At 33.0% G+C, this 23,980-nt stretch carries 23 protein-coding genes; 5 read left to right on the top strand and 18 right to left on the bottom strand.

The window, feature by feature from the left end; all coding sequences use genetic code 11:
* The first annotated feature begins 56 nt into the window (after window positions 1-56).
* Together ES674_RS12235 and ES674_RS12230 are read left to right on the top strand one after the other, a co-directional pair.
* Complete coding sequence (locus tag ES674_RS12235) at window positions 57-818, top strand: MBL fold metallo-hydrolase (protein WP_148404374.1); 762 nt, start codon at window positions 57-59, stop codon at window positions 816-818.
* Entirely contained in the window at window positions 818-1,333 is a 516-nt protein-coding gene (locus ES674_RS12230) for a hydrolase (RefSeq protein ID WP_246126037.1), read from the top strand. Before ES674_RS12235 ends, ES674_RS12230 begins: the two co-directional genes overlap by 1 nt.
* Here ES674_RS12230 and ES674_RS12225 read toward each other — a convergent pair.
* From ES674_RS12225 to ES674_RS12205, 5 genes are all read right to left on the bottom strand, one after another.
* Complete coding sequence (locus tag ES674_RS12225) at window positions 1,316-1,966, bottom strand: alpha/beta hydrolase (RefSeq protein ID WP_148404372.1); 651 nt, start codon at window positions 1,964-1,966, stop codon at window positions 1,316-1,318. The genes ES674_RS12230 and ES674_RS12225 overlap by 18 nt on opposite strands.
* A 2-nt stretch (window positions 1,967-1,968) precedes the next feature.
* Window positions 1,969-2,301 (bottom strand): DUF4870 domain-containing protein, encoded by a 333-nt coding sequence (locus tag ES674_RS12220; protein ID WP_148404370.1) that lies wholly within the window; start codon window positions 2,299-2,301, stop codon window positions 1,969-1,971.
* Window positions 2,301-3,554, bottom strand: coding sequence for a dihydroorotase (locus tag ES674_RS12215; RefSeq protein WP_148404368.1), 1,254 nt, complete (start codon window positions 3,552-3,554; stop codon window positions 2,301-2,303). The genes ES674_RS12220 and ES674_RS12215 overlap by 1 nt, the downstream gene beginning before the upstream one ends.
* Window positions 3,551-5,476: a vWA domain-containing protein gene (locus tag ES674_RS12210; protein ID WP_148404366.1), complete on the bottom strand. Its 1,926-nt coding sequence runs from the start codon at window positions 5,474-5,476 to the stop codon at window positions 3,551-3,553. Before ES674_RS12210 ends, ES674_RS12215 begins: the two co-directional genes overlap by 4 nt.
* A 71-nt stretch (window positions 5,477-5,547) precedes the next feature.
* Window positions 5,548-6,579, bottom strand: coding sequence for a glycosyltransferase family 2 protein (locus ES674_RS12205; protein ID WP_246126036.1), 1,032 nt, complete (start codon window positions 6,577-6,579; stop codon window positions 5,548-5,550).
* A gap of 80 nt (window positions 6,580-6,659) precedes the next feature.
* Here ES674_RS12205 and ES674_RS12200 point away from each other — a divergent pair, with 80 nt between their 5' ends.
* Window positions 6,660-8,552 (top strand): M61 family metallopeptidase, encoded by a 1,893-nt coding sequence (locus tag ES674_RS12200; RefSeq protein ID WP_148404364.1) that lies wholly within the window; start codon window positions 6,660-6,662, stop codon window positions 8,550-8,552.
* Window positions 8,553-8,641: 89 nt separating this feature from the next.
* Here the strand turns inward: ES674_RS12200 and ES674_RS12195 are convergent, their stop codons facing one another.
* The 5 genes from ES674_RS12195 to ES674_RS12175 all read right to left on the bottom strand — a co-directional run bounded on the left by ES674_RS12195 (window position 8,642) and on the right by ES674_RS12175 (window position 15,017).
* Window positions 8,642-10,126 carry a S10 family peptidase gene (locus ES674_RS12195; protein WP_148404362.1) on the bottom strand — a complete coding sequence of 495 codons (1,485 nt, stop codon included), beginning with the start codon at window positions 10,124-10,126 and terminating at the stop codon, window positions 8,642-8,644.
* A gap of 46 nt (window positions 10,127-10,172) precedes the next feature.
* Window positions 10,173-10,949, bottom strand: a complete 777-nt coding sequence (locus ES674_RS12190) for a TIGR02757 family protein (RefSeq protein WP_148404359.1) — start codon at window positions 10,947-10,949, stop codon at window positions 10,173-10,175.
* Window positions 10,950-11,313: 364 nt separating this feature from the next.
* The gene (locus tag ES674_RS12185; protein ID WP_148404357.1) at window positions 11,314-12,225 is read right to left on the bottom strand and encodes an EamA family transporter; all 912 of its coding nucleotides are present in this window, start codon (window positions 12,223-12,225) and stop codon (window positions 11,314-11,316) included.
* Window positions 12,226-12,364: 139 nt separating this feature from the next.
* Window positions 12,365-12,784, bottom strand: a complete 420-nt coding sequence (locus ES674_RS12180; RefSeq protein WP_148404355.1) for a thiol-disulfide oxidoreductase DCC family protein — start codon at window positions 12,782-12,784, stop codon at window positions 12,365-12,367.
* A 61-nt stretch (window positions 12,785-12,845) separates the two neighbouring features.
* Window positions 12,846-15,017, bottom strand: coding sequence for an endonuclease MutS2 (locus tag ES674_RS12175; protein ID WP_148404353.1), 2,172 nt, complete (start codon window positions 15,015-15,017; stop codon window positions 12,846-12,848).
* A 103-nt stretch (window positions 15,018-15,120) separates the two neighbouring features.
* Between ES674_RS12175 and ES674_RS12170 the strand changes: the two genes are divergently transcribed.
* Window positions 15,121-16,104, top strand: coding sequence for an alpha/beta fold hydrolase (locus tag ES674_RS12170; protein ID WP_148404351.1), 984 nt, complete (start codon window positions 15,121-15,123; stop codon window positions 16,102-16,104).
* Here ES674_RS12170 and ES674_RS12165 read toward each other — a convergent pair whose 3' ends face one another.
* Entirely contained in the window at window positions 16,105-17,598 is a 1,494-nt protein-coding gene (locus ES674_RS12165) for a YfcC family protein (RefSeq protein WP_148404349.1), read from the bottom strand.
* A gap of 65 nt (window positions 17,599-17,663) precedes the next feature.
* Here ES674_RS12165 and ES674_RS12160 point away from each other — a divergent pair, with 65 nt between their 5' ends.
* On the top strand, window positions 17,664-18,329 hold the full coding sequence (locus ES674_RS12160; RefSeq protein ID WP_148404347.1) for a uracil-DNA glycosylase: 666 nt from the start codon (window positions 17,664-17,666) through the stop codon (window positions 18,327-18,329).
* Here the strand turns inward: ES674_RS12160 and ES674_RS12155 are convergent, their stop codons facing one another.
* The 7 genes from ES674_RS12155 to ES674_RS12125 form a co-directional block, all read right to left on the bottom strand.
* A complete protein-coding gene (locus ES674_RS12155) occupies window positions 18,330-18,929 on the bottom strand; it encodes a hypothetical protein (RefSeq protein WP_148404345.1) in 600 nt (199 codons plus the stop codon).
* A gap of 475 nt (window positions 18,930-19,404) precedes the next feature.
* Window positions 19,405-19,899 carry a hypothetical protein gene (locus ES674_RS12150; protein WP_148404343.1) on the bottom strand — a complete coding sequence of 165 codons (495 nt, stop codon included), beginning with the start codon at window positions 19,897-19,899 and terminating at the stop codon, window positions 19,405-19,407.
* A 23-nt stretch (window positions 19,900-19,922) separates the two neighbouring features.
* The gene (locus tag ES674_RS12145) at window positions 19,923-20,777 is read right to left on the bottom strand and encodes a substrate-binding domain-containing protein (protein WP_148404341.1); all 855 of its coding nucleotides are present in this window, start codon (window positions 20,775-20,777) and stop codon (window positions 19,923-19,925) included.
* Complete coding sequence (locus tag ES674_RS12140; protein WP_148404339.1) at window positions 20,774-21,646, bottom strand: nucleoside phosphorylase; 873 nt, start codon at window positions 21,644-21,646, stop codon at window positions 20,774-20,776. The genes ES674_RS12145 and ES674_RS12140 overlap by 4 nt, the downstream gene beginning before the upstream one ends.
* Window positions 21,647-21,649: 3 nt before the next feature.
* On the bottom strand, window positions 21,650-22,579 hold the full coding sequence (locus ES674_RS12135) for a DUF1835 domain-containing protein (RefSeq protein ID WP_148404337.1): 930 nt from the start codon (window positions 22,577-22,579) through the stop codon (window positions 21,650-21,652).
* Window positions 22,579-22,908, bottom strand: coding sequence for a translation initiation factor (locus tag ES674_RS12130; RefSeq protein ID WP_148404335.1), 330 nt, complete (start codon window positions 22,906-22,908; stop codon window positions 22,579-22,581). Before ES674_RS12130 ends, ES674_RS12135 begins: the two co-directional genes overlap by 1 nt.
* Window positions 22,909-22,910: 2 nt before the next feature.
* A complete protein-coding gene (locus ES674_RS12125; RefSeq protein WP_148404333.1) occupies window positions 22,911-23,861 on the bottom strand; it encodes an isopenicillin N synthase family dioxygenase in 951 nt (316 codons plus the stop codon).
* Between the last annotated feature and the right edge of the window lie 119 nt (window positions 23,862-23,980).

Below are 23,980 nucleotides of genomic sequence, written 5' to 3'. Positions count from 1 at the left end.
TAAAACGGGTGGTCAAACAAAAAAATAACCTTATTTTTGTTTTAAAATTAAAACTATTGAAAATAACGTTTTTAGGCACTGGAACATCACAAGGAATTCCTGTTATTGGAAGTAATCATCCCGTCTGTTTAAGCACGGATTCTAGAGATAAACGTTTACGGGTTTCGGTACTTGTGGAATGGGAAAAGTACACGTATGTCATTGATTGTGGTCCAGATTTTAGACAGCAAATGTTACGCGCCAATTGCACCAAATTAGATGGTGTTATTTTTACCCATGAGCATGCCGATCATACAGCTGGATTGGATGATATTAGACCTTATTTTTTTAGGCAAGGTGCTATTCCTATTTTCGCACACAAGCGAGTTATAAGGGAATTAACACGTCGGTTTGATTATATTTTTGAAACAGAAAACAAATATCCGGGTGCACCAAGTGTTGTGATTAATGAAGTAAAAAACAATCCATTTCTTTTAGGTAATATGGAAGTCATGCCTATAGATTTTATGCATTATAATCTCCAGGTTTTCGGTTATCGGTTTGAGAATTTTGCCTATGTAACCGATATGAAAACCATTGAAGCTGCTGAATTAGAGAAATTGAAAGGCTTAAATGTTTTAGTAATAAATGCATTGCGAGAAAAAGAGCATCCTTCACATTTAAATTTAGAAGAAGCTTTAAAAATTATTGCCCAAGTAAAACCCAAACGTGCTTATTTAACGCATATCAGCCATATGTTAGGGTTCCACGATATTGTAGAACAGTCTTTACCAGAAAATGTTTTTTTAGCTTACGATAACTTACAAATTACCATATAATGAAGAATAAAATATTTATGTACCTGTTTATTTTCGCACTACTTTTAGTCGTGTTTCAATATGTAAATTCCAAGCGAATTTTGGATTCTTACGAAGGCATCATTGATAAAAAAGTAGCCCATCATGAAAGAGATGCGGGGAAATTTGCAGATACTATTTCTAATTTGCGCGATCAAGTTATGGATTTATCTGAATTTTCTGTGATGAATACAGAATCCGCTTTAAGTTATTTAGAAGCTGAAGGCTACCGCGTAAATGAGCTTATTCCGTTTATTAAAGATCAATTATACGAATTGAATTTAGTGAAAGGCGATCAGCATCCCTTAATTCCTTATGCGGCATTAAACGGTGGAAAAATGATGATTGATCAAGTTAGGGTTTTAAACCATAAATGGATTATTGCCAATTTTACCGATGGAAAATATTGGGGCGAAATGTTCTTAACTTATAATTTAAGTGAAGATGAGCAATTGACTTTCAAAGTGGTAGAATCTTTTTTATATCCTATCAATTAACCACTTTTTAAGATCGTAAAAGTTTTGTGGTGCTACGCCGTGACCAACTGGAAACTCGGCGTATTGATGCTTAATGTTCAAATTTTCTAAAAATTTAGGTGCTTGTCTTGCCCAATCCACGGGAATAACTTGATCTACACTTCCATGAGAACAGTAAAAATCCAAATTAGAATAATCCTTTTCTGATGGGTTTTCTGGAATAATATTCGGGTTAATATAACCACTCAACGCAATTACATTTTTTATTTTTTCAGGATAGGTTAAAGCTACAGCATAACTTAAAATGGTGCCTTGACTAAACCCAAGTAAATTGACGTTTTCGTTATTAACCGGATATTTTCCACAAGCGTAATCTATAAATTGGGCTATCTGATCGCGGGAATCTTTAGCTTGCTCATCATCACTCCATTTGCCTTTATCTGCATCAAAATTAATGGAATACCAAGCATTGCCATAAGGTTGCATGGCGTGTGGTGCACGAAGTGAAATGATAAATAATTCTTCCGGAAGTTCTTCTGCAAAAGAAAATAAGTCGTTTTCATCGCTACCATAACCATGACATAAAATGAGTAAAGGCGCGTTTTCTTTTAAAGTAGAAGGTCTGGTTATATAATGTAAAGGTTGTGTAGACATATTTAAGCTATTGTTGCGAATAATTTTTGATACAAAGCTCCTAAAAGCGGTACTTGTTTGCAGTTTTCTGTAATTGCTGAATAAATTCCGTACATGAAAAGTACACCTATGGCAATCCAAAATCCAATGGAAATTGCAAAACTGTCAAAAGAGCTAATAAAATAGCCTACAATCATATAGGTTAAATTTAAACCCAGTCCTTGTTTGGCATGAAATGAGGTAAACGGGTTTTTTCTATCACTATTCATGATAATAGCAATAATACTACCAACAATAGTGAAGTAGGCAACTAAAGCCATGGTTTTTCCCTCTTTAATAGTTTCTTCTGTCATCATTATTTCAATATCATTTTATTATTGGCAACAACACCATATACCGTTCCTTTCAATTCTGAACCTTCAAAAATGGCGTTTTTAGAAGTGGATATGATATGTTTCTTACTAAACGTGTAGGTTTCTTTCGGATTGAACAGACTTAAGTTGGCTTTTTCTCCAATTGAAATAGACGTAGATTCTACACCGAAACGTTCTTTTCCTTTGGTTAAAATTTCAACCGTTTTTTTAACGGAGAATAGCGTTTGTAAAGCTCCAAAAGCCGATTCCAACCCAATCGTGCCATATTTAGCATGATCGAATTCTACTTTTTTGTGTTCTATATCTATGGGATTATGGTCTGATGTTACCATATCTATGGTACCATCTTTTATACCTTCAATTAAATCCTTAATGTCTGAATTCGTTCTAATTGGAGGCAAAACCTTAAAGTTTGAATTGAAAGTTTCTAACGCTTCATCCGTAAAGAATAAATTGTGAATTGCCACACTACACGTTACATCTAGTTTCTTCTTTTTAGCCTCACGTATCAGCTCCACGGATTTCCCAGAAGAAATGGTTGGAATGTGTAATTTTCCTCCCGTATATTCTAAAAGAAATAAATCGCGAGCTATTTGTAATTCTTCGGCTAGAGTGGGATTTCCATTTAAACCCAATCGCGTACTGGAAATATGTTCGTTCATAACACCCGATCTGGAAATGCGAGATTCTTGCGGAAATGATAAAATCAATCCATCAAAATTACTGGCATATTGCAAGGCAATTTTCATCAGGTTTGGATTTTCAATTGGTTTCTGGTAATCGTAGAAAGCAACTGCTCCTGCCTGACTCATGTCATACAATTCGGCCATATTTTCGCCTAAACCATTTTTAGTTAAAGCACCGATAGGGTATAAGGAAACAGCATGATTTTGTGCTTTGGCTTTTACTAGTGAAATATCAGCATAACTAGCAATTACGGGATTGGAGTTGGCGTTGAGTGCAACCGCTGTAAAACCCGAGTGAGCAGCTGTTTTTAGACCATTAAGTATGGTTTCGCGCTCCTCATAACCTGGCTCTCCAAAACTGACGCTACTATCAAACCAACCTTGAGACACATGTAGATTGTCTAAGCTAATTTCTTTATAATCCTTAGTATTTTTAACAATTAATGCTATTTCGGTGATAATTCCTTTTTCAATTAAAATATCGACAGTCTGATTATGAAAATCGCTTTTGGAATCAATTATTGTGGCATATTTTATGAGTACGTTCATTTAAAATATTTTAATATGAGCATTTCAATAATAATAAAAGCTAGTGCAAAAATAGCAAACCATTTCCATAGCGCATTGATTTTTGTATCACTTTTTAAAGTTTCGAATATGGAGATAACCGAATCGCTGACTTCAACATTTTCCAACTGACTTAAATCTTGATAACTTAAATCACTTTCTTCTCGGTTGTAATTATAACTGACGTTGCCAATGGCTGAATTCTTATTTTCAATACGGTAAACACCTGCTATATCTGGATTATCAATGGTTGTTATAGTTACTTTATCATTAAAATATTGTTGCATAGGAATCATGCTCACCGTTTCATTGGCTAATGACACGACACCATCTTGCTCCAAATTTACGGGGATATCAAATTTGTTTTCGGCACCAATGATATAATATAATTGCGGTTTTTGTATACTTTGTCGCGCTAAATTATAAAAGGTTGGTACAATTAAATCGTATTCGCTAAAATTAGAGTTATCTGAATTTAAAGCCGCTGTAAAAACCGCTAGCTGCTTTTGGGTCAGTAAAAAAGGTTTTCCATCTTCAAAGGATAATACTACAGAACTATTTGTAGCCGAAATTGGAAAATAGGTATTCACTTTTGGATATTGAAAATTGGATTCCTGTTTCTCAAACACATTTTTATAAATAGGATGTGCGTAATTAATTCGGGTTACACGTTTTTCAGAGGTGATGGCTGCTTGGCTTTGAATACCATAGAGGCCTAAAAGCTTGTTGTACGTTTCTATTTGAGAATTAGCTGCCGGAATAACTAGCACATATCCGCCTTGCTTCATAAAAGTTGAAAGGGAATTACTTAAAGAACTGGGAATAGCTTCCAATTCGTTTAAAACAATTAATTGCTGCTTTTCAATAGCACTATAATTTAATTGATTTAAGCTTGTGCTTGTTAATTCAAATTCTTCAGAAGCAAATAAACGCTCTAAATAGTTGCTTGCCGTTTTTTCATGAATGGTTAAAACGTTGATTATTGCAGATTCATTGATATTAAAAAACAAATCATTATCAAATTGTAAACCGATATCATCAATTACTATTCGGCCATTACTAATACTTTTTTCCGTAAGTGTAAACGCTACAATAGCTTTTTCCGTAAGGTTGGCAGTTGTTTTTGCTAGTAATTTTTCGCCATCAAATAAGGAAACTGGTACTGACGTATTTGTTTTTCCAGTCGCTTTTAAATAAACTTGTAAAGTAGTGCTACTTGCCGTAGTACTTGATATACTTAAACTGTCTATAGCTATATTCTGCGTATTTACTGGTTTTAATTGAACAGCGTGTATTTTATAAAATGAATCATTGGGCGCTTCAAATGCTTTTTTCTGCTCTTGGAAATCAGAAATAAAAACCAGATTCCGATTCATATTCGGGGATTTGCTAAAAAGTTTGGAGCTTTTCAAAATAGCCGCATCATAGGGTAATTGATTGGCTGAATAATCCAGTTTCAACAAATCATTTTGAATACTTTTTAGTGTGGTATTTTTATAAACGGCCGTGTTGGTAACTAATGAAATTTGATCATCCGGATTTAAATTTTCTACCAATTCTTGAACCGCACGTTTTAATAACTCTCCTTGATCGCCTTTGGCTTGCATGCTAAAACTATTATCCAAATAAATAACGGTTTCTGGTGTGGTATTAAGGCTATTGGTTTTGGAAGTGAAAGGTTGTGCAAAAGCTACGATAACGCATGCCAATAAAAGCATTCGTGTTAATAAGGTTAGCCATTTTTTAATTTGAGAACTTTTGCGTGTTTGAAGGGTTACCTTTTTTAAGAAAGCCACATTGGTAAAAGATTCCTTTTGAAATTTGCGCAATTGAAATAAATGAACAATAATGGGAATAAGGAGCAAAAATAGCGCATAAAGTAATTCAGGATTTTTAAACTGCATTCCTAATAGTGTTTCCTACAAAAATAGTGTTTACAGTGAAATAGAAAACCTTTTAACAACAAATTAAACGATTAACAAAAAAAGAAGTAGTCGATTTCTGATTTCATCTCTAAATCTGATAGCTGTTTTCTAATAAATGTCTGTTCTTTTTTATTGGCAACCGTGATTATACATTGCGGGTTGTTAAACGTTTTTAGATAAGAAGCATCTTGTAACGTAATAGTATAGATAGCTTTGCCAATCTTTTTAGGATTATCGCAAATCCAGTAAAATGGTATATTTTGTTTTTGCAATAATTTCGCGACCGTTTTACCTTTTTTTCCTGCTCCCCAAAGCACTAAAGGTCTAGAAGTCTGATAATCTAATTCTAAAAAATAATGCACTTTCAATTCTAGAAAATTGTTTTCGGCATAATGTTCATGCGTTCTGGACGTACGTGCATTATAATCTCGCCATAAATGCAGGATTTCTGAACAGGGAATACATTTTAAATTGTGCTTATAAAACCGAAATGCTAAATCATAATCTTCAGGATAAGTTTTTGGACTAAAACCATTACAAGCTATAAAATCATCGCGATGTACCATCCAGCAAGGCGAGGGAATCACACATTCTTTATAAATTTCAGAATAATTAGATCCGGTTTCTGTTAAATCATTTAACCAGGTTTCATATTGAGCATAGCCATCACTAATCCCACCTTCCCGAAAATATGTTACTTGACCTATGGCTACATGTCTTTTTCCATGCTGTTCTAAACTCTCCAGCATGACTTCAAGCTTATTTGACAACATAATATCATCACTATCCATTCGCGTTATATAATTTCCAGAACTTTGTAAAAAAGCATATTGCAACGCCTCAATTATTCCTGAACCTGGATTTTTATACAATTTAATGCGTTCATCCAGCTTCGCAAATTCTGAAACTAGCTTATAACTGGCGTCAGTAGAGTGGTCATCAACAATCAAAAGCTCCCAATTGGTATAGCTTTGACCAATAATGGATTTCAAACATTCCGAAAGAAAATTTTCGGTGTTTTTAAAGGGTGTGACAATACTTATCTGCGGATTAGACATAATGCGAATATAGCTAAACTTCATTTTAACAAAAAGTTATAACGAAAATGTGTAACACATTGTACATTTGAGCGTCAAGTAAAAAACTTAATTAATCTATTATAATGAAAAAAACTCTAGCCATTTTTGGTTTATCTGCAATGCTTGTTGCTTGTGGAACCACGACCAAAACAAGTAGTGACGATTTAGCCACTAGCAACCCCATTGAAACGGTAATTGACATCACTAAATTAATTGATGATAAGATACCTGTAAATATTAATCCTGGGCGTTTTACGGTTGAAACGGTCACGTACAGACTTCCTAAAGTTGTTCAAGGAACGTATTCTGTGAGTGATTTTGGAAAATACGTGGATACGTTTGAAGCTTATGATTATAACGGAAATACATTAGCGACAAACAAGATTGATACCAACTCTTGGACTATTGATAATGCTAAACAATTAGATTACATTACGTATTATGTAAATGATACTTTTGATCAAGAAACAACAGGTGGAATTGGCGGCGATGCCCCTTTTTCTCCAGCAGGTACGAACATTGAACCAAATAATTACCTATTAAACTTACATGGTTATGTTGGTTATTTTGATTCTTTAAAAAACAGCCAATATAAAGTAGATGTTATTGCACCAGCAGATATAGTTAGAACATCTTCATTACAATTAGCAGATACAAAAACAAGTGCAGACGGAAGCGTTATGACGTCTTCCTATTTTGCTCCACGTTATTTTGATATTACAGACAACCCAATGATGTACGGGAAATTAGATGTTGAAGAATTTCAAGTAGGCGATATTAAAGTGATGTTGAGTGTGTATTCACCAAACGGCATTCACTCTGCAAAATCTATGAAAGATGCGATGCAAAAAATGATGCAAGCACAAAAAACATATTTAGGTGATATTAATAGTACACCTCGTTATGATATTTATGTGTATTTATCTGATGGTAAAGCAGGATCACCTAAAGGTTTTGGTGCATTAGAGCACCATACGTCTACTACCGTAGTTATGCCAGAATCTATGTCCAGTAAGGCTTTAGACGAAAGTATGATTGATATTGTATCTCATGAATTCTTTCATATTGTAACGCCATTAGGTGTTCATTCAGATGATGTTCATTATTTTGATTATAATGCACCAACATTTTCGAAACATTTATGGATGTATGAAGGTGTTACAGAATACTTCGCAACACTTTTTCAAGTAGATCAAGATTTAATTTCTGAAGATGAGTTTTATGGAAAAATCATGGATAAAATTGGCACCTCTCGTGGTATGAATGATTCTATGAGTTTTACTAAAATGAGTGAAAATGTATTAGATGAGCCATATGCAAGTCAATATTATAATGTGTACCAAAAAGGTGCGTTAATAGGTATGTGTATCGATATTTTAATTCGTGAAGGTAGTAATGGTAATCGTGGCATTTTATCTATGATGAAAGAACTATCGATGAAATATGGTAAAAACAAGCCATTTGATGATGATAAAATCATGGATGAAATGGTAGCTATGACTTACCCAACGTTACGTCCATTTTTTGATAAACATGTTATTGGTGAAATGCCAATTAATTACGAATCCTTTTTTGAAAAAGTAGGACTTGAAATTGGCGAAGGCCAAATTAAGACAAACTATATCCAAGGAAATGGTGCGTTAATTGTAACAGGAAGCCAAGAAAATGGAACGATTTTCTTTACAGAGAATGTATTAGGAAATAGTTTCTGGGAAGAGAACGGCGCTATGCCAAACGATGTTATCAAATCTATAGACGGAACAGCTGTTACCATACAAAATGCAAATAGTATTTTTCAAGACGTTTTTTCTTGGTCTGAAGGGCAAGAAGTGAACATAGTATTAAGCAGAGATGGTAAAGATATTGTTATTAAAAAAGCACTTACTCCAACTTTTACAACTGGAAATAGTTTGCATGCAAAAGCAGATGCTACAGCAGCTCAAATAGAATTGCGGAACGCTTGGCTAAAAGGATAATTTTAACTTTAGAAGTTTAAACATAAAAAACACCTGATGAAATAAATCATCAGGTGTTTTTATTATTAGCAAGAAGAAGTATTTAAGAATTAATATTTAGCCGACTTACCTTTAGATAATGAGTTATTGATAAACTCGCGAATATCATCATTAGCAGTCTTTAAATCTTCTTTTCGTAAATACATCATATGGCCACTTCTGTATGCTTTAAAGCTAACACGATCTTTCATAGTTCCTGCAGGATCCATTTGTGCAACTGTATATTTAGCAGCAAAATAAGTAGTAGCACCATCGTAATAACCCGATTGTACCAAAACCTTTAAATAAGGGTTTTGAGCCATGGCTTGGCGTAATCTATCTCGTGTATTATCATTATCTCTATCCCATGGATGCACATCGCCAAACATATTATATTTCATATCTGTTTTGAAATTTAAATGCTCGCGCAAATAATAATTTATGGCTGGCGTAAAGGAATGTAACCAAGAGGTTAGTTCCGGGTTATAATCAGGTGAATTTCCCGCGGTCATTTTATCAACACCTAAATAACGAGAATCCAATCTGCCCATAGTAAAACCACGATCACGAAGTAATTCTTTCCAAAAAAAGTTAGTTGGAATATTTAAATTATGATCTATAATGTCTTTTTTATTTAAGCCTGAATATAAACTCATTTTTTCGGCTACGGCATTTTTTTCTTCCGAAGAAATAAAGCCACCTTTAGCAATTGCTGGCATCACTTTATCGATGGCGTAAGCTTCAACTTCTGGTAAAATGTCTAATAAATCCTTTTGTTGAAGGGCAGGAGCCAAGGCTTTTTGATGCCAAGCGGCTGCTGTAAAATACGGTAAATTTAAAGCGGAGTAAATTGGCTGGTCGGTAGAATAGATTTTATAATCGGCTGGTGAAACTAAAATCACACCATTTAAATACATCCATTGGTTGCTTTGTAATTCTTCCGCTAAACCCATAACACGTGGTCCACCATAACTTTCTCCGATTAAATATTTCGGAGATTCCCAACGGTTATTTCTAGACATAAAAGTGTTAATCCATTCTGCTAAATAGCGAATGTCCGCGTTAATTCCGAAGAAATTCTTTCTATCGGGCATTTTGCCATCTTTATCTTCAATCATTCGTGAATATCCCGTATTTACAGGATTTACAAAAACAATATCCGCCACATCTAAAATAGAATATGGGTTATTTTTTACGCCATAAGGTTGAACCGGATATCCTTCATCATCAATATTCAAAATTCGCGGTCCTGTATAAGCAATATGCATCCAAACTGATGCAGAACCAGGTCCACCGTTAAAGGAAATAACCAAGGGTCTGTTGGCGACATCTTTTACATTACTACGTTGGTAGTAGGTGTAAAAAAGCGTTGCAATGGGATCGCCATCGCTATTCCAAACGGGTTGGGTACCTGTTGATGCTGAATAATCCATGCTAACACCATTAATAGTAGCGTTGTGTTTGGTAACAACAACCGTATCAACCGGGATTTTTCTATTTTGAGATTGTACAGATACTAGCGATAAAACACTGATAATAAAGAGTAGTTTTTTCATTGAAATAAAATATAGTTAAGTGAATGTTTAAAGATACAGAATTAAGTTAGAAATTTTCAAAAACACCCAATCCAAAAAGCGCGAAATCATATTTCACAGGGTCGTTGGCATCTAACTTCCGAAGATTGGTGTCTAATTCTAAAACTGCTTTGGCATCGTTTTGTTTTCGGGTTAATAAGCCCAATTTTCTAGCTACATTACCAGAATGCACATCTAATGGACACGACAGTTGTTTGGTATGCAATGTTTTCCATATACCAAAATCGACACCTGTATTTTCTGGCCTGACCATCCAACGTAAAAACATGTTAATGCGTTTGGCGGCAGAGTTTTTCAAAGGATCTGAGATATGTTTTTGTGTTCGTGGTAAATGCTCAATTTCAAAAAAGGTCTTTTTAAAATGATGAATAGCTGGTTGAACACTGGTCAATTCTGCATGTTTAGCGAAAACAGCTTCCAGTCCGTTATGATTCTGATAAATATGTTGTAATCCTTTTATAAATGAGATAAAATCAAAACCATTAAAAGTGCGATGTACAAAAGGCTGCAGCGCTTCTAAATCCGATTCTTGATGCTGCATTATAAATTGATACGGTTCTTGATCCAGCATTTGCATCATGCGTTCGGCATTGTTAATAATACTTTTTCTATTTCCCCAAGCAATGGTAGCCGTTAAAAAGGCAGCAATTTCAACGTCTTCTTTTTTTGAAAACATATGGGGAATTTTAATAGGATCTGTATCTAGAAAATCGCGGGTATTGTATTGTAGAACTTTTTCGTCAAGAAATTCTTTAAGTTGCGATTTGGTTAACTTTTTTGACACTTTTAAATTTTTTTGTGAATAGTACAGACTACATTTCGATAAAAAGAAAGAAAGGAGCCTTACAATTAATTCATATTAATTTGAAAATAGTTAAAGACTAAATTACAGTTTTGAAAATATATTATTCGAAATATTAAAGTTTAAAATATAAGAATTCGAAAAAATTTGAAGCATTTCATAGAAGCTTTTTGCAATAATCATTAACTCAACAAATATAATTTCGGTTTGTCGGTTTTTTAGTACAAATCAAGATATCATAACTATCTTTATTCTATCCAAGATAGTGGTGCTAAACACTTTAAACATAGTTTAGTTTTTAGTTAGTTTTAAAAAAAAGGTTTCGAATTGCTCCCGAGGCCTTTTTTTATTGAATATGAGCGGCTCGTCTTCTATTAATACGATGCTTTAAAGCAGGTATATTAAAAATTATAATAGAAATTAATATTAATCCATAACTTAAACCTTGTAAAAAGGTTATAGACTCCTTAAAATAAAATACCGCCAGAAAAAAGTTAATTAAAGGGTTTAAATAAATGAATATACCTACCACAGAAGAATTTAAACCACGCAACGCATAAATATTCAAAAACATTGGAATTATAGTAAAACCTACTGCTATTAAAGCAATCATACTATAGAAATAATTAGTTTTAGGCGTTTCAAATTCATAAGTCAAGAAAAATGGGCTTAAAATAATAACGGCAAACACAATTTGAACCGTTAATATTAAAAAACGATCCATTTCCTGATTCCGTCGTTGTAAAACCAAGTAAATAGCGTAGGTTAAAGCTATTACCATACTAAAAAGTAGATCGGTAAAATTGCCTAGAGACAATAAAATACAAGCTGTAAAACTTAATATTACAGAAAACCATTGAAGCTTAAAAAGCTTTTCTTTCAGAACTATAAAGGCCAGAACCATGGTGAGAATTGGGCATATTAAATAGGCTAATGATGTAGCTTTAACGCTTACATGATTCATGACATATATAAAAATATACCAATTTAACGCCAAAAATAAGCCACTAAAAATATTAATAAAAAGAATCCGAATGCGCTCTTTTTTTTCAAGTGCTTTGAATACAGCAATATTCTTTTTTAAAACTTTAGGCCTTAAAAATAAGGTAACAACCAACATAATAGAAGCTGCAACAATAGACCGATAGCTTAAAATATCAAAAGCTGTAAAATCAGATAAAGGTTTTAAAACCAAACTGAAAAACCCCCAAATTGTAAAGGCTAATGTAGCAGCTAGATAATGTTTTGTGGTATTCATTCGTGAAAAATAATTAATGAGCAAAAGTAGTTTTATTCTGCTACTTACAGTTGTTAAATAACTGTTATAATTATAAGTTTAAAGCCCAAAAAAATCATGAATAAAACAAGACTTTTAAATATAGAAATAAGCAGGCAATTTAATTCAAAAATTTAGCCTTTAATTCTTTAGTAGGAATCATACAGGCGTCTTTTTTACCAAACCATTTATAGCGATTTCTAGCAATAAAATCATAAATACCGTTTCGTATAAAAGTGGGTATAATAAAAAATATAGCCAGCAAATTGTGAGGGAAACCTAATTTTTTAGAAATTTTCAACGCAGCAGTTGATTTATAAGTTAAATCGTTTTCTGAAGCATACAAAAGAATAGAATCAATTTGATTGGTATCTATTTTAAATTTTTCAATAACGTGTTTTCCAGCGTCACTTTGCAAAGGCGCAAACAAAAACACATTATTTTTATCGTGCACAATGATATAATTAATGGCACTGTTGCACAAATTGCAAACACCATCAAAAAGTATTAATTGTTTATTTTCTGGTAAACCGTCTATCATAATACAAAAATAAGGAAGAAATCGGTAGTGTACGCATTAAAATAGATTTGCTTTATAAACCCTATTTTTTAACCGCTTCTACCAATTCCAATTGGTCCATACTAACGTTCGTTGTAAACATGCCGTAATTTACTATAGCTTTATTTTTTTCAATGCTATCAATACTTCCCACGGCACGACCATCTTGCATACGAACCCGATCACCGATTTTTAAAATGGCTTTAGGAGCTGCAGGCTTATCTTTTTCTTTCTGTTTAGCAACTTTTTTCTTTTCACGAATGACAGCAACCGTTTTTTCAGCCTCTTGCTTTACCTGTTGTACTTTGGCTTTTTCTGCTTTTTGTTTCTTTACAGTTGTTTTTTGGCGTTTTGAGTTTTCAATCTGAACTAACTTAAATAACTCATCCATAAGCTCGCGCTTCTGTTTGTTATTAAAGTATTTCACCGATAAATCATCAATTTTCTGTCCTAAATAAATTAACCGCTGGTTACTATCATACAATTCTTGATAGCTTTCTAGTTTCTTTTGGATTTTCGTATTCGTTTCTTCTAACTTATCAGCTTCAGCTTCTTTCTTTCGTTCATTGATTTTTAAAGATTGCTCCGTTTTTTCCAATTTTGAACGTTCTTTCTGCAATTTGGCAATGGTTCTGTCAAAGCGAACTTTTCCTTGCTCAATTTTCTTTTTCGCCCGATTAATTAATCCGTAAGGAATACCATTTTTTTGAGCCACTTCAAACGTAAATGAACTTCCGGCTTGTCCTAATGCCAATTTATAAATAGGTTCTAGCGTTTTTTCGTCGAACATCATATTGGCATTTTGCATATATGGTAATTCGTTTGCTAGAATTTTAAGATTGGAGTAGTGGGTTGTTATAATCCCAAAAGCTTCACGATGGTAAAATTCTTCCAAAAATGTTTCAGCCAAAGCACCACCTAATTCAGGGTCACTTCCTGTTCCAAATTCATCAATAAGAAATAGCGTGTTTTTGTTACATTTCTTAAGAAAATAATTCATCTGTTTTAAGCGGTAACTGTAGGTGCTTAAATGATTTTCAATAGATTGATTATCACCAATGTCGGTTATAATTCTATCGAATAAAAACACTTTACTACGCTCGTGCACAGGAATTAAAAGGCCAGATTGTAGCATAATTTGCAATAATCCGACTGTTTTTAAAGTGATACTTTTTCCACCAGCATTAGGCCCAGAAATAACGATTATCCTATTATCCTGCGTTAAATGAATGGACTGCGGATACGTTTTTTTGTCTTTATTTTTATTACTTATATATAAAAGTGGGTGATAGGCATCTCTTAAAAATAATTCACGATCGTTGCTAATTTCAGGTAAAATAGCATCCATGGATCTGGCGTATTTAGCCTTTGCAGATATAATATCAATTTCCGTTAAAAACTCCTGATATTGGTTTAATAACGGTAAAAAAGGACGAATGAAATCGGTAAGTGATTTTAAAATACGCACAACTTCTTCACTTTCCTCATATTCCAAATTATTAAGTTCTCGCGTGTATTGTAAAGTTGTTTCAGGTTCAATATATACAATGCTTCCTGTTTTGCTGCCGCCCATAATGGAACCTTTCACCTTGCGTCTGTGCATAGCTTTAACAGCTAAAACGCGCTTGTTATCCACTACAGATTCTCGAATATCATCTAAATAATCTAAATTGTGATAGGTATTTAAGGCCGAAGCAAAACTCTGATTTACTTTACCTTTTATTTTATTGATGCCTTGACGCAATTCTATTAAGAGCGACGAAGCGTCATCTTTTACATCGCCAAAACGATCAATAATGGTATCAATTTCTTCAATTAAAACTTTAGTTACTTCAATTTCTGATGCGTAGGCGTATAAATTTATATAATATTCTTGAAATTTTTTAAGAAATAATACGATGTCGTTTGCAGTAAGCGAAATAGACACCACTTTTTTTAAACTTGCAGCTTCTAAATAGGTGTTTTCAATTTTTAAGAGTTTTAATTCTTTAGTAATCGTTTCAAAACCATGATTTGGAATGCGATTATCATTATAATAAGAAGCCAAGTATTCATGGGTTAAAGCTAGTGCGTTTATGGCAGTTTCTTTCGTACTTAAAGGTGCAATTTGTAGCGCAGCTTCTTGACCTAAACCTGTTACGCACAATGCGCTAACTTGCTGTAGAATGGTTGAAAACTCAAGATCTTGAAGGGTTTTTTCGTGAATATGTATCATAAAATTCCTTATCTGCAAAGGATTGCATTTTTTTGGGATTACAAAAATACGTATTATGTTTTAAAACAAATTATGTAGCTTTGAAGTTTTAGAAAATTAATTTATGAAAATTAGAAAAATAATAGGGTTATTAGCGCTTGCAATAGTTATAATTTCTTGTAACAATGAACATTCAAATAAAAAAGACTATTCAAAATATACTGCAAAACCAGATTACGTCCTGAATCCTGACGCCCAATTTAAAACGTACTTTAAAGCTTATGATGCCTCTTTAAAACTTTGGGGCACGCCTTATGAGGAATTATATATCCCAACAAGTGTTGGAACCGCTCATGTTATAGTTAGCGGTCCAAAAAATGGAGAACCTTTGGTATTATTGCATGGTATGAATGCCACGTCTACCATGTGGTACCCGAATGCGAAGGCGTTTTCTCTAGATTATAGAGTATATGCGATTGATTTTATTCTGGAACCTGGAAAGTCATTAAACACAAAGACATTTGATAATGTGGATGAAATTGCACCTTGGTATTATGAAATTTTTGATGCCTTGGAATTGGAAAAATTCAGTTTAATGGGTGCTTCAAAAGGCGGATGGTTATCTGTTAAGATTGCTTTGTATAATCAAGACCGTATTCAAAAAATAGTGTTATTAAGTCCGGCGCAGACCTTTATTTGGATTAGACCGAGTATGGACTTATTAAAGAATATTATTACCATGTTTTCTTCTGACGATACAAAAACGACGCAAACTTTAAAAACCATGTCTAGTAATGTGGATAATATTAATAAAATCTATTTAGAACAATTTTATCAATCACATACTAAAGATTCCATCAGTAAATTTATCATGGCAATGCAACCTTTTTCCAAAAGGGATTTGCAGTCGCTTAAAATGCCTGTCTTGGTTTTAATTGGCGATGATGACGCCATTAACAATAGCAAAACTATTAAAATGGCGAATGAAATTTTACCTTATGGGCAAGGTCAAATTATAAAAAATGCAGGTCACTTTTTAAGTATTGATCAAGCAGATGCCGTGAATCAAAAAACATTAAATTTTCTTAATATTAAAAATAATAAGTAATTACAGATACACTTGTAGCGTAATAACGATCATGGTGAAAACGGTTAATATTAGAAGAAGCGGCCATACAAATTTTAACCATTTGTTATAACCCACTTTTACGATTGCCAATGACGCTAAAATTAATCCGGTTGGATTAATAAAAGCGAATAAACCCAAACCATACTGGTAACAATTTACAATAACTTCACGACCAAATCCAACTGTATCTGCTAGAGGCGACATGATTGGCATTGTTAAAACGGCCATTCCAGATGAACTTGGTATAAAGAATGATAATCCGCTGTAAATAAATAACATCGCGTTTGCAAAAACACCTTTATTCATGCCTTCCGTTACGGTGCTGGCGTGATATAACATAGTGTCGCTAATTAAACCATCATTCATTAAAACTGAAACACCACGCGCAATACCAATAATCAAAGCCACGCCTAATAAATCGGATGCGCCTCTAACAAAGGTTTCTACGAAAGTTGTTTCTTGAATTTTTCCAATAATTCCGATAAGAATAGCACCAACAAGAAAGACCGTAGTCATTTCAACAAACCACCATTCTAATTGCGAAACGCCATAAATCATAACCACAAAACACAAGGTAAAAATGATTAAAATTAAACGCATGCGCATGGTTAACTTTAAAACGGTAGAGCTTTTTACACCGAAATGTGCTTCAATTTCATCCTTTTGGCTATAAATGATCGATTTTGTAGGGTCTTTTTTTACTTTACTAGCATAGCGCAAAATATAAACAATACAGATGGTTAAGCCTATAACTAAAGTTATTATACGGCCCGTTAAACCTGTTGTCCAATTAATACCAGCAGCATCCGATGCTATTATGGTACTAAAAGGATTGGTGGTGGAAACCATAGTTCCAATAGCAGAACCTAAATATATGGACGCTAATGGCACCATAGCATCATATTTAGCTGCCAAAAACATAGGGATTAAAATAGGGTAGAAGGCAATAGTTTCTTCGGCTAGACCAAAGGTTGTTCCTCCCAAAGCAATCAGTGTCGTTACTAAAATTATTAAAATGTATTCATTACCTTTTAGTGCCGTAGCTAACCAAACAATACCAGCATCAAAAGCACCTGTATAATTCATAATACCAATTAATCCACCTATTATCAGAACTAGGAAGATGATATCCGACGCTTCAATAATTCCTTTGACGGGCGATTGGAAAAAAGAAACTAAACCTTGAGGCTTGGCACTTACTACTTCATAGGTATTGGGAATAGAAATAGGTTTAAAAATATCACCGTTGGTGAATTTTTCTATAGGAATATTTATGTTTAAGGTTTGTAAGGTCTCTTGAGTTGCTGGTAGTGTTTCAGTAGTTTCTAAATGCGTACGTGTAAAGTTATTACTAGCTTTATCAAAAGCTAGCGTATCATATTTTCCGGCTGGAATAATCCACGTTAATAAAGCTACTAATCCAGCTATTATTAATAAAATAGTTTGAGCGGTAGGAAATTTTATTTTTTTCAAGAGAAATTATTTTAAGAGGATAAAGATAATATTAATTTAGTGCAGACATAATAAAGATATAAGAAATGGATGTAAAAATTCACGAGAGCTGGAAACCCTTTTTACAAGAAGAGTTTAATAAACCCTATTTTGAAGATTTAATGGTATTTGTAAAAACTGAATATCAGAACGCAACCTGCTATCCACCAACTTCTGAAATTTTCCAATCTTTTAATGCTTGCCATTTTAATGATATAAAAGTAGTTATCATTGGCCAAGATCCTTATCATGGAGTAGGGCAAGCAAACGGTTTATGCTTCAGTGTTCACGATTCTATTCCACATCCGCCATCCTTGAGAAATATATTTAAGGAACTTGAAACAGATGTTAACAAAACGTATCCAGAAAATGGTAATTTATTATTTTGGGCAGAGCAAGGTGTTTTATTATTAAATGCGACTCTAACCGTGAGGGCTCACGAAGCTGGAAGTCACCAAAAAAAAGGTTGGGAAATTTTTACCGATTCTGTAATAAAAACGATTAGCGAAAATCAAGAAGATGTTGTCTTTCTACTTTGGGGCGGATTTGCTAAAAAGAAGTCAAAGTTAATTGATGCTTCAAAACATACTATTTTAACCAGCGGACATCCATCGCCATTAAGTGCTAATCGTGGATATTGGTTTGGAAACAAACATTTTAGTAAGGCAAATCAGATTTTAAAAGCTAAAGGAAAATTGCCTATAAATTGGTAATTAGTTAACCGTAAAAAAGTAATGCCCATTTGAATCGGAATTGATAATATTGGAATAAATAGTAATATAATCCGTGCCAAAACTATTACCACTTATTCTAGCCAATTCTTGACCGGAATTATAATAATCTTTAGATCCTGCCAAATAATAACGTCCTGGCTCTAAAAGTTTAATCCCAAATTTGTTTATGAAAGCTGTATTGTTAAATTCACAGCGCACAAATAAACTTTGAGAATCAATACTTGTATTCCCTTCTAAAACTTCTATAGCTTCTGGACTTATTTCAATTAAGGAGTAGGTGTTATAAGCTGTTTCTTTATATAAATTCAGATAGTAATAATAGAAATTATCAGGCGAATCCATATTTAAATAATTCGTTAAAAGAACGGTGTTATTAGCTGTAGAAATCTGTTCGTTATTTAAAGTTGTCGTAATATAAATAGTGTCATCCACTTGCAGATCGGTAACATTATCTTCAATTTGAATAACCGAATCATTTCTAACGTCGGTATTGGAGTAGTTATAATCATCTTCACCTGTGCAACACATAGATACGCAAAGTGATAAACATGATAAGAAAGCAACAGATAGAAATTTCATATTTAATTTATTGGTAGATGCAAAAATATGAAAAAGGTTGCGTATTAAATTGGATTTTTTCTAGCTTCCCGTTGGGGCTAATTGAACCGTTTCAGTGGCGATTACGGTATGTTTTTGTACTGAATATGTTGCTGTATTTTCAATTTTAGCGACTGGTTTTTTAGTACATTTATTGCAACTAAATATGAGCAATAAAAAATTAATCGCAATCAAAGAAGAAAGTATTATAGTAATGATCAATAGCATAAGCGATAATTTTTTGTTAAACTCAAGAATCAAATATAAGTCAATTTAACTAAAATTTATGGAACTTTTAACATTTATCGTTATTAGGTAGAATTTTAACGTTATGATTACTAGGTGCTTTAAAATTTTAAATTAGAAAACTGTTAAAATAGAAGAGTTAATTTTATTCCCAATAACTATAAACTAACGTAAGTTTTTAGACACAAGTTTATCAATTTTATAAATCTTGCTATTCCCGAACTATATTTTGATTTGTAAATCGATAGGCAGTAAAAAAATCGTCGTTGATCGACACACGCTTCATACCTTTTGCAAAATAATTAATAATCGCTTTTTTTATAGGTGACGTATCTGCTAAACAGTCCTTTTTATTCGCATCAAAAACCCATACAGAAGAATACAAATCAGTAAGGTCCGTAACAACGGTGTAAAGTTCTGTACTATTTTCAAATAGCTTTACATTTTGCCAAACAAAAAACAATTTATAATTTTCTTTTGGTGCTAGTTCTTTATCCCATCTTCCATAATCTTCAAATAAAATCATCATGGTGTAATAAGGATTTTTGTTTAAAATGCGCAACTCTTTAGCATAAGAAGAATCTGCTGCTGCAACTTTAAGTTCTGGATGAATTTCAATACCACTTTTAAAGTACTGAACGTTATGAGTGGCCTTACAACTAATTAAAAAAAAAGAAAATAACACTAAAATAATAAGATACTTCATGTATTGAAAGATTTTTATAACACCTAAATCTTGTAAACTAACTTATCGTAAGCAACCGTTTTAGGAATAATATCAAGTGCTAAAAGTTGTTCTTGTATGGCATTAATACTCTTTTCTGAAATGGTACTTTGAGACCATTCAGTTAAAGAGATCCATTGTTGTACATCTTCCAATTTCTGATCGTAGCGTTTAGCAATCACAGCATCAATATTAGGAATGGATTTAAAACCTTCAGTAGATTTATTAATAATATCTAATATTGATTTTAATTCATCAGATCTATTCGCTATAAAATCATCGCTAGCAGCAATAACAAAACAGGGCCATGGCGTTGGACAATCTTCCAAACGTCTAAAAATACCCTTATCTACCAGTGGTTTGGTCATGAATTTTTCCCACATAAAATAATCGGCAGAACCATCGGTCAAAGCATCTTTAGCGCCATCTAAATTATTAACGACTTCAAATTTCAAATCTTTATTTAAATCCCAATCGTTATTTTGGGCATTTATATATGCCATTAAATGGGATCCAGAACCATAACGACTAATAGCAGCTTTGGTTCCTTTTAAATCATTAAGTGTTTTATATTTCGAATTTGCCCCTACATGAATTCCCCAAATTAAAGGTGTTTTTACAAAGGTTTGGACAATTTTAGATGGATTGCCTTCAATAATATCTTTTATAATACCTTCTGTTAAAATAACAGCCATATCAATGTCGCCATCACGTAAAGCTTTACTCATAGCGCCCGTTCCGTCCGGGAAATCATACCAGCGTAGATTGATATTTTCATTTTTATAATCACCGTTTTTCAGTGTTAAATACCAAGCTAAATTGAAATGTTCTGGAACACCACCTATTTTTACAGTCCTCATAAAGTTGAAATTTTCCCCAAAGTATATTCAATTAATTCTTCCACTATTTTTTTTGGATTTTCACTAAATGTTCCATTGGCGCGGTTGGCAATTATGGCATTTAACGATAAAGCATGATGTCCTAATAATTTGGACAATCCATAAATAGCAGAAGTTTCCATTTCTAGATTGCTAATTCGGTTGTTATTAAATTCAAACGAATCCATTTTATCGTTTAATTCGGCATCTTGAACTGGTAGACGCAAAACGCGGCCTTGAGGCCCGTAAAATCCAACAGCTGTAGCTGTAATTCCAGAAAAGGTTCTTTCTGATGTAAAATGTTTCTCTAAAGTTGAACTATTGGCTATCAAAATAGGTCTTGCCTTATTTGGGTGCCAATTGGTGTGTTTTATAAATGCGTTCTCCATTTCAGGATTTGAAATTGGTTCAATTTGATAAAAGTGAAGTAAACCTGTTAAATCCAAGCCATGCGTTCCTAATACAAAACTGTCTACAGGAATATCACTTTGAAGTGAGCCAGATGTGCCAACTCGGATAATATTTAAAGCTGTAATTTCTTTTTTAGGCTGGCGCGTTTTTAAATTGATATTTACCAAAGCATCCAGTTCATTAACAACAATATCAATGTTATCCGGACCAATTCCTGTGGAAATAACACTTAAACGTTTGCCTTTATATAAACCTGTTTGAGTTTTAAATTCACGTTTTTGAGTGGAAAACTCAATAGAATCAAAATGTTTTGTAATTTTTTCTACTCGATCTTGATCACCAACAAAAATAATAGTGGTTGCAATGTTTTCTGGTTTTAAATTCAAGTGGTAAACACTACCATCGGGATTTAAAATGAGTTCAGATTCTTTTATAGGCATGTTTTAATTTTTTTTTATGAGTTTGTTTTGTTCAGTACTAAAATAAAAGTCTAAACGATTCACACCGCCAAATACGATGCAATTATTAATTTCTGAAGCATAATTATGAGATCCAATAAGGGCTTCATGTCCTTTTCTATTCAATTTAATATAACTTTCGGTTTCCTCAAAAAACATGGATAATGAAGCAATTTTTCTATCTAATTGCATGTCAATATACCCATAATACCCTTGGAAATTCAAAGCATAACCCAATAAGTGATGTCGGGTTTTAATGTTTTTATCTCTAATTAATATTAAAATATTTTCTTCTAATGTGCTTAAGCCATTTTTTAAATCGGGAAACCGCTTTAAATGCGCTTTCAAACAACTATTTAAATATAAAAAAGCAGATTTTTTTACAATATAAGGCTTTAATAAATTATGATCTTTTCCGCAGTATATATGCCAAACGGATCGTGCCAATTCAACATCTTCTTGTTTTAAAAGCACTTTACTTTCATAATGATTTAATAATTGGTCTTGAGTTAATTCCGTTAATCCCTTTAGGTTTGTTTCACCCGAAATACGGCCACTACAGACTAAATACAGCGGTAATTTTATATTTTTTTCTTGAAGTAATTTAATGACGCCTAATAAATTAATATGGCAAAATAAATCATAAGTAAACCAAAGTACAATTTCCGAGAATGCTTCTGGGTTATCTAAAATTCGAATTTCACTTTTTATTTCTTCATCATTAACTTCAATGTCATAAGCCTCTTTTAAAAATTCGCTTCTAGTATCAAAAAACCTTTGAGAATCCACTTGAACTGGAGTAGGACCTTCGCATAACATTTCCTGCCATGTCAAATAAGTTCCAGGAATATCCAAATCCTGCAGAATTTGCGTTAAACTTTGTCCTTGCGTTATATGAAGCGTTTTGCTTTTCATTACCCACCAACACGCTTTACCAAAAAGCCTTTATCTTTTAAAATAGTCATAATTTTATCGCGATAATCGCCTTGAATAATTATTTTATCATCTTTAAAACTACCACCAACACTTAAGGTGGTTTTTAATTCTTTAGCAAGCAATTTAAAATCTTCAGAAGCTCCAGTATAACCATCTATGATAGTAATGGGTTTTCCTTTGCGCTTTTCATATTTACACAACAACGGATCATCCTGAATCCATAAACCTTTTTCAGTATCGCTTGTGTTTTCGGGTTCTTCCGTGATATGTTCTGGAAACAGATTTTTTAACTGATCTTGTAAATCCATGCTTATTTTTTAATTAATCCTAATTCTATCAGACGCTCATTTAAAAATTCGCCAGCTGTAATATCATCAAATTGCTTCGGATTTTTAGTATCTATACAACTATCTAAAACATCCAATTTCATATCGCTTACAGGATGCATAAAAAATGGAATTGAGTAACGTGACGTTCCCCAAAGTTCTCTTGGCGGATTAATAACGCGGTGAATTGTGGATTTTAATTTATTATTCGTGTGACGTGATAACATATCGCCCACATTAATCATTATTTCATCAGGCTCTGCAATAGCATCTAACCATTCACCTTTATTATTTTGTACTTGTAATCCACGACCTTGAGCACCCATTAATAAAGTGATTAGATTGATATCACCATGAGCTGCAGCACGAACGGCGTTTTTGGGCTCATCTAAAATAGGTGGATAGTGAATAGGACGTAAAATACTGTTCCCATTATGAATATAATTATCAAAATATGTTTCTTCTAAATTAAGGTGTAAAGCCAAGGCACGCAACACATATTTAGCCGTTTTCTCTAGCATACGGTAGGTTTCCTTACCAGCTTTATTGAATTCTGGTAATTCTGCAACACCCACATTTCTAGGATATTCAGCCTCTAATTTCGGGTTATCTTCAACAAACTGACCAAAATGCCAAAACTCTTTTAAATCGCCTTCCTTTTTACCTTTTGCACTTTCTTTTCCAAAGGAAATATAACCACGCTGACCACCAATACCTTCAATTTCATATTTCTGCTTGGTTTCAAGAGGTAGTGCAAAGAAATTTTTGACTTCACTATATAAGTTATCAACTAATTTATCATCTAAAAAATGTCCTTTTAAAGCCACAAATCCAATGTCTTCATAGGCTTTTCCTATAGCATCAACGAATTGCTGTTTTCTTTTAGGATCTCCTGATGTGAAATCTTTTAAATTAACACTTGGTATGATATTCATAATGTATTGATTTTAGTAAGTATGTATTACAAATGTACGAAAACATTATAAAGTGTGGAATACTAATTATGATGAGATAATTATTTAAATTCTCAATTTATAGTATATTTGACAAACTA

It is taken from the genome of Bizionia myxarmorum (assembly GCF_008086205.1).
Taxonomy (GTDB): Bacteria; Bacteroidota; Bacteroidia; order Flavobacteriales; family Flavobacteriaceae; genus Algorimicrobium; species Algorimicrobium myxarmorum.
The sequence above is the reverse complement of the archived record's forward strand: the minus strand, read 5'-3'. Positions and strand labels throughout refer to the sequence as shown.

What these genes read in the sequence shown, in the direction of transcription:
- ES674_RS12175 (WP_148404353.1), bottom strand. Translation starts at nt 15,017, where the DNA reads ATGATACATATTCACGAAAAAACCCTTCAAGATCTTGAGTTTTCAACC.
- ES674_RS12185 (WP_148404357.1), bottom strand. Translation starts at nt 12,225, where the DNA reads ATGAATACCACAAAACATTATCTAGCTGCTACATTAGCCTTTACAATT.
- ES674_RS12220 (WP_148404370.1), bottom strand. Translation starts at nt 2,301, where the DNA reads ATGATGACAGAAGAAACTATTAAAGAGGGAAAAACCATGGCTTTAGTT.
- ES674_RS12155 (WP_148404345.1), bottom strand. Translation starts at nt 18,929, where the DNA reads ATGAAATTTCTATCTGTTGCTTTCTTATCATGTTTATCACTTTGCGTA.
- ES674_RS12180 (WP_148404355.1), bottom strand. Translation starts at nt 12,784, where the DNA reads ATGATAGACGGTTTACCAGAAAATAAACAATTAATACTTTTTGATGGT.
- ES674_RS12135 (WP_148404337.1), bottom strand. Translation starts at nt 22,579, where the DNA reads ATGAAAAGCAAAACGCTTCATATAACGCAAGGACAAAGTTTAACGCAA.
- ES674_RS12230 (WP_246126037.1), top strand. Translation starts at nt 818, where the DNA reads ATGAAGAATAAAATATTTATGTACCTGTTTATTTTCGCACTACTTTTA.
- ES674_RS12215 (WP_148404368.1), bottom strand. Translation starts at nt 3,554, where the DNA reads ATGAACGTACTCATAAAATATGCCACAATAATTGATTCCAAAAGCGAT.
- ES674_RS12200 (WP_148404364.1), top strand. Translation starts at nt 6,660, where the DNA reads ATGAAAAAAACTCTAGCCATTTTTGGTTTATCTGCAATGCTTGTTGCT.
- ES674_RS12170 (WP_148404351.1), top strand. Translation starts at nt 15,121, where the DNA reads ATGAAAATTAGAAAAATAATAGGGTTATTAGCGCTTGCAATAGTTATA.
- ES674_RS12225 (WP_148404372.1), bottom strand. Translation starts at nt 1,966, where the DNA reads ATGTCTACACAACCTTTACATTATATAACCAGACCTTCTACTTTAAAA.
- ES674_RS12130 (WP_148404335.1), bottom strand. Translation starts at nt 22,908, where the DNA reads ATGGATTTACAAGATCAGTTAAAAAATCTGTTTCCAGAACATATCACG.
- ES674_RS12150 (WP_148404343.1), bottom strand. Translation starts at nt 19,899, where the DNA reads ATGAAGTATCTTATTATTTTAGTGTTATTTTCTTTTTTTTTAATTAGT.
- ES674_RS12145 (WP_148404341.1), bottom strand. Translation starts at nt 20,777, where the DNA reads ATGAGGACTGTAAAAATAGGTGGTGTTCCAGAACATTTCAATTTAGCT.
- ES674_RS12195 (WP_148404362.1), bottom strand. Translation starts at nt 10,126, where the DNA reads ATGAAAAAACTACTCTTTATTATCAGTGTTTTATCGCTAGTATCTGTA.
- ES674_RS12160 (WP_148404347.1), top strand. Translation starts at nt 17,664, where the DNA reads ATGGATGTAAAAATTCACGAGAGCTGGAAACCCTTTTTACAAGAAGAG.
- ES674_RS12140 (WP_148404339.1), bottom strand. Translation starts at nt 21,646, where the DNA reads ATGCCTATAAAAGAATCTGAACTCATTTTAAATCCCGATGGTAGTGTT.
- ES674_RS12210 (WP_148404366.1), bottom strand. Translation starts at nt 5,476, where the DNA reads ATGCAGTTTAAAAATCCTGAATTACTTTATGCGCTATTTTTGCTCCTT.
- ES674_RS12125 (WP_148404333.1), bottom strand. Translation starts at nt 23,861, where the DNA reads ATGAATATCATACCAAGTGTTAATTTAAAAGATTTCACATCAGGAGAT.
- ES674_RS12205 (WP_246126036.1), bottom strand. Translation starts at nt 6,579, where the DNA reads ATGAAGTTTAGCTATATTCGCATTATGTCTAATCCGCAGATAAGTATT.